This window comes from Arcticibacterium sp. (assembly GCF_055134445.1).
Window position 1 is genome coordinate 1 of record NZ_JBSRVI010000100.1, and the last position, 14,255, is coordinate 14,255.

At 38.2% G+C, this 14,255-nt stretch carries 15 protein-coding genes; 10 read left to right on the top strand and 5 right to left on the bottom strand.

Going from position 1 to position 14,255, the window contains the following annotated elements; all coding sequences use genetic code 11:
* A partial coding sequence (locus ACTBZY_RS13065; protein ID WP_463046788.1) for a Rid family hydrolase occupies window positions 1–158 on the top strand: 158 nt, incomplete at its 5' end.
* A gap of 500 nt (window positions 159–658) precedes the next feature.
* Here the strand turns inward: ACTBZY_RS13065 and ACTBZY_RS13070 are convergent.
* Window positions 659–1,810 (bottom strand): FAD-dependent oxidoreductase, encoded by a 1,152-nt coding sequence (locus ACTBZY_RS13070; RefSeq protein WP_463046776.1) that lies wholly within the window; start codon window positions 1,808–1,810, stop codon window positions 659–661.
* A 500-nt stretch (window positions 1,811–2,310) separates the two neighbouring features.
* Between ACTBZY_RS13070 and recN the strand changes: the two genes are divergently transcribed.
* From recN to ACTBZY_RS13090, 4 genes are read left to right on the top strand one after another with little or no spacing between them, the layout of a single operon-like run.
* Window positions 2,311–3,963 (top strand): DNA repair protein RecN, encoded by a 1,653-nt coding sequence (gene recN, locus ACTBZY_RS13075; RefSeq protein ID WP_463046777.1) that lies wholly within the window; start codon window positions 2,311–2,313, stop codon window positions 3,961–3,963.
* A 9-nt stretch (window positions 3,964–3,972) separates the two neighbouring features.
* Entirely contained in the window at window positions 3,973–4,392 is a 420-nt protein-coding gene (locus ACTBZY_RS13080) for a hypothetical protein (protein WP_463046778.1), read from the top strand.
* Complete coding sequence (locus tag ACTBZY_RS13085; RefSeq protein WP_463046779.1) at window positions 4,385–5,008, top strand: SCO family protein; 624 nt, start codon at window positions 4,385–4,387, stop codon at window positions 5,006–5,008. Before ACTBZY_RS13080 ends, ACTBZY_RS13085 begins: the two co-directional genes overlap by 8 nt.
* A complete protein-coding gene (locus tag ACTBZY_RS13090; RefSeq protein ID WP_463046780.1) occupies window positions 5,005–5,412 on the top strand; it encodes a c-type cytochrome in 408 nt (135 codons plus the stop codon). The genes ACTBZY_RS13085 and ACTBZY_RS13090 overlap by 4 nt, the downstream gene beginning before the upstream one ends.
* A gap of 2 nt (window positions 5,413–5,414) precedes the next feature.
* On the opposite strand, the gene lptC is transcribed toward ACTBZY_RS13090, so the two are convergent.
* The 4 genes from lptC to ACTBZY_RS13110 all read right to left on the bottom strand — a co-directional run bounded on the left by lptC (window position 5,415) and on the right by ACTBZY_RS13110 (window position 9,308).
* Complete coding sequence (gene lptC / locus ACTBZY_RS13095; protein WP_463046781.1) at window positions 5,415–5,981, bottom strand: LPS export ABC transporter periplasmic protein LptC; 567 nt, start codon at window positions 5,979–5,981, stop codon at window positions 5,415–5,417.
* 15 nt (window positions 5,982–5,996) lie between these two features.
* The gene (locus tag ACTBZY_RS13100; RefSeq protein ID WP_463046782.1) at window positions 5,997–7,292 is read right to left on the bottom strand and encodes a hypothetical protein; all 1,296 of its coding nucleotides are present in this window, start codon (window positions 7,290–7,292) and stop codon (window positions 5,997–5,999) included.
* Entirely contained in the window at window positions 7,264–7,995 is a 732-nt protein-coding gene (locus ACTBZY_RS13105; protein ID WP_463046783.1) for a type III pantothenate kinase, read from the bottom strand. Before ACTBZY_RS13105 ends, ACTBZY_RS13100 begins: the two co-directional genes overlap by 29 nt.
* Window positions 7,996–8,078: 83 nt before the next feature.
* The gene (locus ACTBZY_RS13110) at window positions 8,079–9,308 is read right to left on the bottom strand and encodes an MFS transporter (RefSeq protein ID WP_463046789.1); all 1,230 of its coding nucleotides are present in this window, start codon (window positions 9,306–9,308) and stop codon (window positions 8,079–8,081) included.
* 292 nt (window positions 9,309–9,600) lie between these two features.
* Between ACTBZY_RS13110 and ACTBZY_RS13115 the strand changes: the two genes are divergently transcribed.
* The 5 genes from ACTBZY_RS13115 to ACTBZY_RS13135 form a co-directional block, all read left to right on the top strand.
* The gene (locus ACTBZY_RS13115) at window positions 9,601–10,809 is read left to right on the top strand and encodes a Gfo/Idh/MocA family protein (RefSeq protein WP_463046784.1); all 1,209 of its coding nucleotides are present in this window, start codon (window positions 9,601–9,603) and stop codon (window positions 10,807–10,809) included.
* Between the two features lie 16 nt (window positions 10,810–10,825).
* A complete protein-coding gene (locus tag ACTBZY_RS13120) occupies window positions 10,826–11,311 on the top strand; it encodes a GNAT family N-acetyltransferase (protein WP_463046785.1) in 486 nt (161 codons plus the stop codon).
* Between the two features lie 34 nt (window positions 11,312–11,345).
* A complete protein-coding gene (locus ACTBZY_RS13125) occupies window positions 11,346–12,491 on the top strand; it encodes a Gfo/Idh/MocA family protein (RefSeq protein WP_463046786.1) in 1,146 nt (381 codons plus the stop codon).
* A gap of 51 nt (window positions 12,492–12,542) precedes the next feature.
* Complete coding sequence (locus ACTBZY_RS13130; protein WP_463046787.1) at window positions 12,543–13,598, top strand: sugar phosphate isomerase/epimerase family protein; 1,056 nt, start codon at window positions 12,543–12,545, stop codon at window positions 13,596–13,598.
* A 479-nt stretch (window positions 13,599–14,077) separates the two neighbouring features.
* Window positions 14,078–14,255 (top strand): P-II family nitrogen regulator (locus tag ACTBZY_RS13135; RefSeq protein WP_463046790.1); only part of this gene is annotated, 178 nt, incomplete at its 3' end.

Consider the following 14,255-nt stretch of genomic DNA (forward strand, 5'->3'; position numbering starts at 1 on the left):
AGTACGATTTTTCTGGTTGGAACAACGCCTATAATCGTTTTTTCGGGACAGATGATAATCCTTCAAAGCCAGTTAGGGCTACGGTGGGTGTATCTACTTTAGTCAACCCTCATAAATTCATAGAAATAGAGGTTATCGCCTCGAAAAAGCAAATGTAGATTTTGCTTTAAGACCTGTCAAAACGCTTAAGAAACTAGGCGATAGGCTTATGCTATAAAGCTTGTCATTTTTTGATAAGCTAAATGCCCCATCTTTTAATTAAAAACTTCGCCCTTAATGAGCATCTGGAGGTTTCTCCGGATGCTTTATTTTAAATAAACCCTATTAAAACGGATCAGTTGGAATAAATCACATTGGTTCTTAGGCTATTGAACGGCAGAATTTGACAAATCATAAGCATATTGGCTCCGAAGTAACTAAAGACCCTCGCTTCGTTTATGCCTCATTTGAAGCGTTCGCTAATCCTCATAAAAACATAAAATCTTTTATGACTCTTTTAGAGGAGGTTAGTCACTTGATCCGATGGTGTTTTTTTTTAAGAATATAATTCCTTTCGAACCTCAGCAATATATTATGACTGAAAAATAGCTTTCCCTAAACAAAAAGTGACACACCTAAGCCAAGATGTGCCACTTTAAAAAGAAGATTCAAAAAAGGATTAACCTTTCATCTCTCTCATAACTTCAGAAAGTACGTCTACCCATTCTTCGGTTAATTGACGGTTTGGGGTGGTGTCCCAGCTTTTCTCTATACCGCTTCCGCCTAAGTAAATGCCATCTTTTCTGGTGATGAAATAAGCTCCATCTGTGGCAAGTTTATAGTTTACTTCTGTTTGAGGTACCAAACAAGACAGCTGGCCAGAGATTGGATAAAGCTCTTCATCATTAAAAATTGCTTTGGCACCTAAGCCCATACAGTTTACCACTACTTTCTGGCTAAGGGCATCTATATCTTCTAACGATTTGATAGCCTTTATTTCAAGCTTTCCACCTCTTACCAAAAAGTTATTCAGATGAAAGTTCAAGTAGCTAGGGATATTGAAGATCATATTACTCCTTCTTCTCACATAATCAGCTTTAAAAGGATGGTCTTTAGACGAAAGTGTTTTCCAATCTGGTGATAAGCCATCCATATGAAACATCTCGTGTCCGCCACTAAGGCTGGTTTCAGAAGGTTTGGTTTTCCTAATGGTATATTCGTCTCCCCAATCTACGATATCGTTCAGCCCTAAGCTCATTTGCATTCTTTTAAAGGAAAAAGCACAAGCATCTTCCCAGTTTGCTTTGATAGTAGGATTTATTTTATTTTCAGCACATACCCTTGAGGCTGGAGACCAAGTTCCTGTAGCCAAGTTAGAAGTGACATTTGGCGGTACGTCTTTGGCGTAGATGGTGACATTATAACCACTTTCTTGTAGTAAAGTGGCAGTGGCTATCCCCACAGTGCCGCATCCTAGCAAAGCTATATTTTTTTCGTTGGTGGTTTGTACCAACTTCCTTGCTTGATTTCCGGTACCCCATGAAAGCGACCAGCCACTTCCGCCATGTCCATAATTATGAACAATGGTTTTATGATTAAGCATCTCTTTTTCTACCCTTGGACCAGACTCTCTAAAAGGTCTCAAACCGACCGTTTCTTTGATGATTCGGTCTGTAGATAGTTTCAGTTTTGGAATGTGGTTGAACCCTTTATTAATATAGAAATTTTTGTCTCCATATAATTTAGGACCGGGAGCACAGGATGTTAATCCTTGCTGGCCCAAAACCAATCCTGTTAGTCCTGCCTTTAGAAAAAATGATCTTCTTTTCATGTTATAATATTGCTTTAATGATTACGAATTGGTCGAAATTACTGCCAATGATGGCTTATTCAAAAGTATATTTCATAATATGTTGATTACTTAGATTTATTATCTGATAAATAATAATATACTGAAACTTAATATTGTTAAAGTGAAAAAGTGCAATATTGTGTCGATATCAGTGTGCTATTTTTGTAGCCAAATATTGACTATTCTTAAAGAACTAGAATGGTCTATTATTTTCAGAATTGGCGATCTGAAAGCTGGTTAGTATCATTTATCTGCTTGCAGTAAAACCGATAAACCTTTTTTCGGCACAGATGATAATCCTTCAAAGCCGGTTAGGGTGATGTACACCCTCATAAATTCAAGGGAATAGCAGTTATAGTACAAAAAAAGCCAAGTTAGGTTTTGCTAAAAACTTTGGCCTAAACTATTAAGAAATTAGGCTATAAGCTTTTGTTATCGAGCTTGTCAATGACTAGTTTTGCAGACAAGTAAAATGTGTCATGCTAGCTCACCTTCTAATAAAAAATTACGCCCTTATTGAGCATCTGGAAATTTCTCCTGATGCCCATTTAAATATTATTACTGGAGAAACGGGTGCAGGTAAATCTATCATGCTAGGAGCGTTGGGCTTACTCATGGGTAACAGGGCAGACTCTAAAGCTCTTTACAGTGAGGAAAGAAAGTGTTTCATAGAAGGTACCTTTGATATAGGAGCCTATAAGCTTTCAGAGTTGTTTAAATCTGCAGATTTAGATTACGAAAACCCTTGTATTATAAGAAGGGAAATAGCTCCATCTGGTAAGTCCAGAGCATTTATTAATGACTCTCCTGTTACACTGGATGTGCTAAAAAAAATAAGTGAAAAACTTCTGGACGTTCACTCTCAGCACGATTCCATCCTTTTAGGAGATTCCGATTACCAGTTGGATTTGATTGATGCTTATGCAGGCAATGAAGCTCTCTTACAAGCCTATGCCACAGACTTTAAGGCATATAGGAAGGCGAAAAAAGAACTGAACTTATTGGAAGAGGAGTCTATTAACCTGAAAAAGGAATTTGATTATAATAATTTCCTTTTTGAAGAATTGGTAGAAGCTAAACTAAAGGAAGACGAGTTAGAAATAGCAGAAGAGCAGTTGGCTGTCTTAGAAAACGCAGAGGAGGTCAAACTCAAATTAAGCCAGGTTTCTGCCATTTTAAATCATCCAGAGCAGTCTCTCATTTCTGCCATTCAAGATGCCGGAACACAGCTGACGGGCATTGTGAAATATGCAGGAGCCTACGGAGAATTAAAGAAGAGGCTTCAAAGTGTTCAAGTAGAACTTTCTGATATCGCGGAAGAGATAGAGAAGTTTGAAGAAGAGGTGGAGTATAATCCAGAGCAGATAGAACTACTTAAAGGTAGATTAGACTTGATTTTTAGGCTACAGCAGAAGCATGGCGTCAAAACCATTTTGGAGCTTGTTGCCATCAAAAATAGTCTAGAGGTGAAGGTTCAAGATGTACTCAACTTTGACGACAAGTTGGGTCAACTTAAAAAGATTTTAGAAGCGGCCGAAAAAGAGGTTTTAAAAAGTGGTGCCTTGCTGTCTAAGAAGAGGCTCTCGATAAAACCAGAATTGGAGAAAAGAGTGGTGGCCCTTTTGCAAGAGCTAGGTATTCCCAATGCTGACTTTAACATAGAAAGGGAAGAGCAGGCCGTAGATAAAAGTGGACTAGATAAAGTTCAATTTTTGTTTTCTGCCAACAAAGGTTTTGCCCTTCAGGGTTTAAGAAAAGTAGCTTCAGGAGGCGAGTTTTCTAGACTAATGCTGGTTTTGAAATATATTTTGGCAGAGAAAACAGCCATGCCTTCCATCATCTTTGATGAAATAGACACGGGTATTTCTGGCGAAGTGGCCATGAAAATGGGTCAAATGATGCGTCAAATGAGCCAAAACATGCAAGTGATGGCCATTACACACTTGCATCAAATTGCAGGAAAAGGTACCAGCCATTTCTTTGTGTATAAAAACGACACGGCCGAAAGAACCGTAAGTAGTATTAAGAAATTAGAAGAAAACGAGCGTATTCTGGAGATAGCTAAAATGATAGGCGGAGAGAATCCGTCTGATAGCTCTATTCAAAGTGCCTTAGAATTATTACAACAATAGTATAGTAAAATGATGAAAAACTTTTTTGGATTTGTGGCTTTAATTAGTCTTTTGGTAGCTTGCGGTCCAAGTCAGCAAGATGTAAAAATAGAGTCGCTTTATACGGAGCTCATGGAAGGTCATGATGCGATAATGCCTCAAAGCATGCAATTGCCTAAGTTAAAAGCTAAGGTTTTAGAAAGTGTAGCGGGTTTGGAGGATTCAGATTCTCTAAAAATTACAGCGACAGAAATAGGACGAACGCTTATGGTAGCTAATGAAGACATGTATACTTGGATGGAGGATTTTGGTACAGCCATGAACGACGTGGAAGATAAAGCGGAGAAAATTAAGCTATATGAAGGTTTAAACGACAAAATAAAAGCGATTGAAACGGATACAAAGTCTTCCATGGAAACAGCCAAAACATTTATAGCAGAGCATGAGTAAATTATTGGTTTTAGCCTTTTTAGCCGTCGGTTTATTGTCCTGTAATGTAGAGGAAGCCTCTTTACCTGTTTTAGGAAGAACTACGGTGGACGACGCCGGAAACGAAGTACCTCATCAAATCGCAGACTTTAAGTTTACCAATCAATACGGTGAGCCTGTGACCAATGAGAATTTGGATGGGAAAGTATATGTTTCAGACTTCTTTTTTACTTCTTGCCCAACCATCTGTCCAGTCATGAAATCCCAAATGTTGAGGATTTATGAGCATTTTGAAGGGAACGACCGTGTGGCCATTCTTTCTCACACCATAGACCCTTACCATGATTCTGTTCAGGTATTGCACGACTATGCAGTGGCTTTAGGCGTGACAGGTAAAAAATGGCAGTTTGTCACAGGCGATCAAGAGGAAATATATAGTATGGCTGAAAAATCTTATATGGTGACAGCAGCTGAAGATACGCTGGCACCTGAAGAAACGGGAGGCTTTATTCACTCTGGAGCTTTTATGCTGGTAGATGGAAAAAGGCATGTGAGAGGCGTTTATGATGGTACTGTAGCGGATCAGGTCAGTCAGCTTATCAGAGATATAGAATTACTTTTAAAAGAAGAAGATTGAGGAAAATAGTCGGTTTAGTTGCAGTTTTAGGTGGTTTGGTTTCTTGTACAGATTCAGATACCATGGAGTATGAAAAATACTTGGTCAATGGTGAGTTAATGTATCAACAAAACTGTGCCAATTGCCACGGTGCTCAAGGTGAAGGTTTAAGGAATTTATATCCGCCGTTGGCGAACAATGAGCATTTGAAAGATACCGAACAAATGATATGCATTATTAAAAACGGAGCATCTGGCAAAGTGGAGGTTAATGGGCAAACTTATGACCAAGCCATGCCAGCCAATCCTAAAATTTATAATCTAGATTTGGCTCAACTAAGTACATATCTTAAAAAAGCTTTCTTAAACAGCGATGAAATGGTTAAGGTGTCGATGGTAGAGCAGAGTTTAGAAAACTGCAAGTAGGTTTACTTTAAAACTCTTGATTGAGTGGTGTCTGGCTGGGTTATAAGGGAATCTACTTTGAAAAAGCCTGTAATTCCTCCAATAAATTTATAGGTGCTAAAATCTTGTGCGGCTTCCATGCCATTGCCAATCAGCTGGTCGGTAGGCGTGTTTACCTGCACTTTTTTATTACTATAGACTTTTTTCTTCTTAGGGTTCCAGATCAGTTCATTGGTAGAAAGGCTTTGTTGTTCTTCTCTATTATAGAAAAAAACATTGCCCATGATTACGTAGTGGTCTTCACTTTTAATGTATCGAGCACTATCTCCTCTTAAAGAACTGTATTCTACGGCGTCTTTATTTATAAAATTGACATACACGGCTTTAGGATAGTATTCGTCCTCGTTTTGCATTTTTTCCTGTACAGCAGTTGACATTTTAACCGCCACCCTTCCAGAGTCCGAATAGGCTATGGCCATGTCGTTTACGACCATAATGGGGCCGGTATAAAGAAAAGGTGTCTTTTCTTCCTCTTCTTGTTGGCATGAAGCCAATAAGCCCAATAAGAAAGGAAACATTAGCCAACGCATAAGTAAAACAGTTAATTAGTCAATTCTAGGCTTAATAAACCACGGGCTTAATAAACTCATACTGGCAGAAAAACGCACATATTTTTCCTGTACCAAGTTATTAGCGGTAGTTCCTCTACTTCCTAAGGCAATGCCTAAATTCACGTAACTTGGGTTTCTAAAGCCCATAGGAAGAGATAGACCCATTGTGAATCTATTATCCTTTACTTTGATGTTATTAATGAAATAAGGCGTATCTCCAGTTGCAAAACCCACTCGATAGAAAACTTGATTATAGTATTTGGTTGAAGAAGAGTTTGGAAGCCACTCTATACCAAATTTATATTCTTGAGTGTTTGTCAAATATTTAGCTGATTCTTTATCTAAAGCAGTATGCTTCGACCACTGAGTGGTGTGATAATCTGCCGCAAAAACCCAATTGAAAGGACTTTCAAAGCTAATTCCAACCCTGTATTGTGGTGGGGTAGAAGCACTAATGTTGGTTAAAGAAATGGTGTCAGGAACACTGACTAAAACGGCACCGTCTCCGGTGTCGGCGTAGTTACCAAAGGTTTTAAGTAAATCACCTTTAAGCGTACTTGATAATTCAGCAGAACCACCTACGTTAAATCGCCATTTCTCAGAAATTTTAGTTTGGTATGCAGCTCCAACTTTTAGAGATGCCCCTTTAAGTGTAATTCTAGAACTATTACGTAATTGGTTGGAAGCTAAGCCGAAAAGGTAACTGCTGCTGTCTTTCGTTATGGTTCCAAAATTATATGCTCCTTCGACACCTAGATAGAATTTTTCTTTAATTCTAAAGGAGTTGACATAGGATATTCTAGAAATACCGCCTGAGTTGGAATTGATATAATTCACGGTCTCATTAGGAGAACCCGTTATGCTCTCTGTGTATTGAGAACTATAGTCAACCATGCTGTACGGTCTAAGAGCCACAGCCATGGCCCAGTTGGCATTAATAGGTGTGGTTAAAGAAAGATGACTTAAGTTCATCCCTAAATCGTACTGCGTAGCATTTGAAGTATTAATGGTTCTTGAGTTTCCTTTTAAACCCAAGTCAAAAGCCACATATTTTAAGCCCGAAGCTACCCTGTTCTTAACCAGAAGAGCCGGGTTAATTAGGTTTACATAAAAAGCATTTGAGAAAGAAGCACCTGTGCCTCCCATCATATCTTGTGATGCTGAACTTGGTTCTGACAGTTCTCCATATCCAAATACCGAGTAAGGTGTATTACCTTGACCTTGGGAAAATACGTTCTGAATAGTGAAAAGTAAAATGAGACTACTTAGTAAAGTTTTTGTTCTCAGCATTATGTATTAATATTCTGTTTAGTCCTTCAAGGACCAGATTTGAAGCCGCAAATGTCGTATAATTAATCTGACTTTCAAAAAAAACGGCATCTCCACCGCCTATTATAATTTTTAATCCTTCCTTTTCTTGATACCTAGAAATAAGTCCGTTTATCTCTGCCGCCATTCCATTTACCACGCCACTCTTCATACAGCTCTCTGTGGAAGTGCCTATTAAGTCTGGAATGCCATCTGCATTAATTAACGGCAGTTTTTTAGTGAAAGTGTGTAGAGCTTTAAACCGCATCTGCAAACCTGGAGAAATTATTCCTCCCTTAAAAACGCCCTCCTTTGTTAAGTAATCGTACTTTATGGCGGTTCCCATTTCAATAATCAAACAGTTTTCGTTTGGAAAAAGATAGAAAGCACCCACTGCGGCCGCTATTCTGTCATATCCCAAAGTGCTCGGCGTTTCATATCCATTTTTAATTGGAATTTCACTGTGCTGCGAAAGAATATGCTTAGACTCAAAGTCTTTAAAAATGAACTCTAATTCTTCCGTAGATTTGGTAACCGAGCAAATGATAATTTTTTCAGGTTTAACTTTATTTAAGGTTTGAGCAATCTTTTTAACACTTAAGCCTCTTTCCAAAGAGGTCATCTTAAGGCCGTCAAAAAAGGCTAGTTTCCCTAAAGTATTTCCTAAATCAATTATCGCGTTCATTTACATTACGTCTTTAAAGAAATAAAAGCACCCTAACTATTAAAAGAAAGGGTGCTTTTGTTTAAAATGCTTTCGTATTTATATTAAGCATCAACTGTTTTAGAGCTGCTTTTTTGCCAGAAAAATAATATCGTAAAAGCGACTATCAATATAATTGGGAAAGTCATCATTGTAGTTAATGTGGCTTGTCCAGCAGCTAAATCAAGCTCTGCTCCTGTAAGACCAAGTGCACTTTGCTCTGCAATGTCACTGTCTATCCAGCCACCTATAAATGGTTGGAATATAGCAGTTGAGAACATACCTATACCACCGATGATCGACATGCCTAAAGCTCCACTTTTTGGTATTTTGGCTGCTACAAAACCAATCATAGTTGGCCAGAAGAAAGCCACACCTAAAGCAAAGAAAATAGCCGCAACATAAGCCATTGCACCAGTTTGCGTGCTGAATAAGTAGATTCCTAATGTAGCTAACACCGCTCCACCTAGTAAAACACCTGTTTGCCCAAGAACTTTTGTAACTGGACCTCCAAAAAACCTTAAAACAGCCATAAGTCCTGCGGTTAAAGCAAGAATTAACATTGGCTTAGCTCCAGAGCTCTCCATAATTAAACCTGTCCATTTTTGTGGACCAAATTCTGTAATTGCTGTTAAAGCCATACAAGCAAATATGAAGACGAATAACCAACTCCACATGGCCTTAAAGTTTCCGGTCAACGAACCAGCTTGCTCACTTTTACTTTCTGGGAATGCTTGACCTCTAAATAGGAAGAAATAGATAAGAGCAGGAATTGGAATTAACCAAAACTGACTCTGCCAAGATAATCCCAGGTTAGTCATTAATTCTGAAATTAAAGCCCCTAAGAAAATTCCACCAGGGAACCACATATGAAAACGGTTTAGCATCTTGTTTCTAGTGTCTCCTTCATAGGTATCTGCAATCATAGGATTACAGGCAGCCTCAGTACATCCACAACCTATACCCATAAGAAGATTAGAGAAAAGTAGCATAGCGTAACTAGCGTCATTAACAAAGTAAATAGCATATAATGTAAGTGCAGCACCTACAAAGTGACTGACAAACGCAATTTGCATGATTTTTTTAGGCCCGATAGAGTGGTAAATTAAACCACCAATAATCATAGCGATAGGAAAACCAAAAAACCATAAAGAGTTTATGTAACCTAGATTTTCGGCTGTGTAGCCAAGGTCTGTACCTAATTGTTTAAGTGTACCAGCACTAATGCTGAAAGAGAATGCCGTAGTAATCAGGGCAAAACAGCTGGCTAAAAAGAGTTTTTTATCATTTACCAGTTTGTGATATTAGATTAGGGTTGATTATATGAGTCGTAAAAATAGTTTTTTTGGCTTTCCATCAAAAGATAATTGTCAAAATTGTACAAATCAATTTTCCTTATCAAAAATAGCTTTAAGCTGTTTGTATGAAATATTTCCTTTTGTTTTTTGAATCGATGGGATAAATATTTTACAGTTTAATTTGCCCGTATTTTGGAGAAAAAATTTGGACTGTTTAATTTGAGGTGTCGTTATGATTTTCCTTAAATTGCAACGCGATTTTATCAATTGAAACCCTAAAAAGGAATAAATGAATAGAAAAATAAGGATGGGTATGATAGGTGGCTCATTGGAGGCATTTATTGGTGCGGTACATAGAAGAGGAGCTGCGTTAGATGGAGAGGTGGAGTTGGTGTGTGGAGCTTTTAGCTCCAATCCAGAAAAGTCAAAAGCTACGGGAGAGGCTTTGTATTTAGATGAAAGCCGAGTTTATGGCTCTTATGAGGAGATGATTTTGAAGGAAAAAGAACTTCCAGAAGGTGAAAGAATGGACTTTGTGTCTATTGTAGTTCCTAATCATGTTCATTTTCCTGCGGCAAAATTTGCCCTAGAAAACGGTTTTCCAGTATTGATGGATAAACCAGTTACTTTAACCACTCAAGAAGCCAAAGATTTAAAAGTAATTTTGGAAGAAACAAAACTTCCTTTTGCCCTTACTCATAATTATACGGCCTATCCCATGGTGAAGGAAGCCAAATATCTCGTTAAAACAGGTGTTATTGGTGAAATCAGAAAGGTGATTGTAGAGTATCCACAGGGTTGGTTGTACCATTTATTAGAAGGTTCTGGCAATAAACAAGCCGACTGGAGAACGGACCCAGAACGATGTGGTGCTGCAGGTGGCGTGGGTGACATAGGAACGCATGCCGAAAACTTGGCAGAGTATATCACGGGTTTAGAGATTACAGAACTTTGTGCAGACCTTACTATTTTTGTGGAAGGAAGAAGGTTAGACGATGACGCCAATATTCTGTTAAGATTTAATAATGGAGCAAAAGGTGTGCTTCATAATTCTCAAATCTGTCATGGAGAAGAGAATGACCTTAATATTCGTATTTACGGTACGAAGGGTGGTTTAAAGTGGAGACAAATGGAGCCAAATACCTTGGAGCTAACCAATCAAGATACCGGATCAAGAATAATAAGAACTGGAGTAGGCCAGCTTTCTGAACATGCACAGGCACATACACGTCAGCCGGCTGGGCATCCAGAGGGTTATATTGAAACTTTTGCCAGCATTTACAGAAATTTCGCGAAGGCTTTAAGGCATAGAGCAGGACAAGAAGCAGATAAATCTGTTACAGGTGGACTCGGAGGTGGTGCAGCCACAGGTTCTTATAATCCTGAGATATATGATTACCCTGGTATAGAAGAAGGCTTAAGGGGGATGGGTTTCATTCAAACGGTAGTGAAATCGGCAAATGATGATACCACTAAATGGACTAAGTTTGAAATCTAAGTGACTCGCATTAGAAATGGATATTGAAATTAGACAAGCTGAGATTTTAGATTTACCAGATATTAAAGCTTTGTTTGTCAATACAGTTAAGAAATGCTGTTCGAAGGATTATAGTGAGCGTGAAATTCAAATTTGGTGTGATGCTGTAAATCATGAAGAAAGGTGGGAGAGTGCCATCAAAGACCAGTATTTTGTTTTAGCATGGCATAACGACGACTTATTAGGTTTTGCATCTCTGGAAAAGACAAACTTAGATAATAAAGGATACTTAGATTTTATGTTTGTTCATGCCGAACATCAAAGAAAAGGTATAGCCAAGAGGCTTTTGAAGGAAATAAATGATGAGGCAAAGTCACGAGGATTAACGCAGATTGAGAGTGACGTGAGTGTTTCTGCATTTATGTTTTTTAAAAGAAATGGCTTTTTAAGTTTTAGAAAAAACTCGAATACTAAAGAAGACGGAGTTGAATTACTCAACTATCGAATGACCAAGAATTTATAAATAACCATAACCGGCCTAGGGGCCTTAGTTAAAAATGTCAAAAATTAAAGTAGGAGTAGTAGGTACGGGGTTCATAGGGCCTGCACATATAGAAGCTTTGAGGAGATTGCCAAACGTAGAAGTGGTGGCTTTGTGCGAAGTGACCCAAGAATTAGCAGATAAGAAAGCCGCAGAATTAGGGATAGCTGTAGGTTGCACTTTTGAGAACCTTCTTAAAATGGACGAAATTCAGTGTATTCATATCTGTACACCAAATTTCCTTCACTATTCACAGTCAAAAGCCGCTTTAGAGGCCGGTAAGCATGTGGTATGTGAGAAGCCGTTAGCAAAAGATTTACATGAGGCAGAAGAATTGGTAGAAATAGCGGCTAAATCTGGTCTTGTAAATGCGGTTCATTTTAATTTGAGATATTACCCTATGGTACGTCAAATGAAAGTGATGCGTGAGAAAGGGGAGTTAGGAGAGGTGTTTTCTATCATGGGTTCGTATTTACAAGATTGGCTTTACTTTAACACGGATTATAACTGGAGATTGGAGCCAGATAAGTCTGGTGACTCTAGGGCCATTGCCGACATTGGGTCGCATTTAATGGATATCATTGAATATGTGACGGGTCTTAAGACGGTGGAACTTATGGCAGACTTTAACACGGTGCACGATGTAAGAAAGAAGCCGAAAAAAGCCATTGCTACGTATTCTGGTGAAGCATTAGGGCCAGATGATTATGAAGATGTAAACATTACTACCGAAGACCACGCCAATGTATTACTTCGTTTTGATAACGGAAATGCAGGTTGTATCACGGTATCTCAGGTTTCTGCAGGTCGTAAAAACCAATTAAAAGTAGAAATATCTGGTTCTAAGAAAACCTTTGCTTTCAATTCTGAAAGACCAAATGAACTTTGGTTGGGGCATAGAGAAAAAGCAAACGAGGTATTGATGAAAGACCCTTCTTTGGTAGCCGATGGTGTACAGAGTGTGGTTTCTTTCCCTGGAGGACATAATGAAGGTTTTCCGGATACCTCGAAGCAACTTTTTAAGGAAGTATATGCGGCTATTGAAGCTGGGAAACAGCCGGAAAATCCTACTTTCCCAACGTTTGCTGATGGTTACAGAGAGCTATTGATTTGTGAAAGAATCTTAGAGAGTCACAGATCTAGAACCTGGACAAAGGTTTAATGGTGCGTAAAGAAGGAAATTATTCAATACTAACATTTAAAAGACATTAAAATGAAAACCATAAAAGGACCTGGTGTTTTTCTTGCACAGTTTCTAGGAGATGATGCTCCGTTTAACTCATTAGACACCCTAGCAGACTACATGGCTGGTAAAGGCTATAAAGGGATTCAGTTGCCAACATGGGATCCTAGAATAATGGATTTGGCCAAAGCTGCGGAATCTAAAACTTACTGCGATGAACTAAAAGGTAAAATGAAGGATAAAGGATTAGAAATCACGGAACTGAGCACGCATTTGCAGGGTCAGTTGGTTGCTTCTCATCCTACTTATGATGCTATGTATGATGCTTTTGGTCCGGCAGAATTAAGTAATAATGAGCCTGCTAGAAGAGCGTGGGCTATACAGCAATGTAAACTAGGAGCCTTGGCTTCTAAAAACTTAGGTTTGACTTCTCATGTAGGTTTTACAGGTGCATTGGCTTGGCCGTTTTTGTACCCATGGCCACAGCGACCATCTGGTCTGATAGAAACTGCTTTCAAAGAATTGGCAGCGAGATGGAAGCCCATTTTGGATGTTTATGACGAGTGTGGCGTAGATTATTGTTATGAGTTGCACCCAGGTGAGGATGTTCATGATGGTACCACTTTTGAAATGTTTTTAGAAGCTTTGGATGGTCATCCTAGGGCTAATATCAACTATGATCCGAGTCATTTTGTGCTTCAAGCCTTAGATTATGTTCAGTTTATTGATTTCTATCACGAAAGGATAAAAGCTTTTCATGTGAAAGATGCGGAATTTAATCCAACAGGTAAGCAAGGTGTTTATAGTGCTTATGCAGGCTGGGCAGATAGAGCAGGACGTTTTCGTTCTTTAGGAGATGGTCAAGTGGATTTCAAAGCCATTTTCAGTAAACTGTCTCAATATGGTTATGATGGCTGGGCGGTTTTAGAATGGGAGTGCTGTATCAAAGATTCTGATCAGGGAGCCACCGAAGGAGCACCATTTATTCAGAGCCATATTATAGAAGTTGTGACTAGAGCTTTTGATGATTTTGCCTCTACAGGGGCAGATGAGGCTGTAAATCGTAGAATTTTAGGTTTAGATTAAAAAAAAATATTCTTTCACTAATTAGTTGGTTTTAGGTTTAAAAATTGGCTTACATAAGAAGTGCTTTCTTTTAGGAAGTGCTTCTTTGTATTTTAAGTAGATAATTCTTAATTATTCGAATTTTGATGAGCCGCTATCTTTTGGTAATATCACCATTCTTCTTAATCTTTGCTGGTGAAGAAAACATATAAAATACTGGAAATAAGTGATGTGCGTATGATATCTTTTGCTTGTTTTGATAATTAGATCAAATGCAGAACATTCTTTCGTTTTTGGCTCAAAGGCAATAATTGTTATTGTAAAATAGGGGTTTACTTCTCGGTATTTCAATTGAACATATCAGATTATAAATTGTATTTTTCATAGCAAATGGTAATCGAATTTAAATTTGCCAAATTGTTTTAATTCCCTTTGAATATTTTTTCTTTACATTTAAAACCAAAATATAATTTTACATTAATTTCAAAATCATAACAAAAATGAAAAAAATAGAAGCCATTGTTCGTAAGTCTAAGTTTTCAGAAGTTCGTGATGCTTTACATGCTGTAGAAGTTAACTTTTTTAGCTACTGGGACGTAACGGGCGTAGGAAACGAAAAAGAAGGCCACATTTATAGAACTATCAGTTATAGCACCACAGACATTCAAAGAAGATATA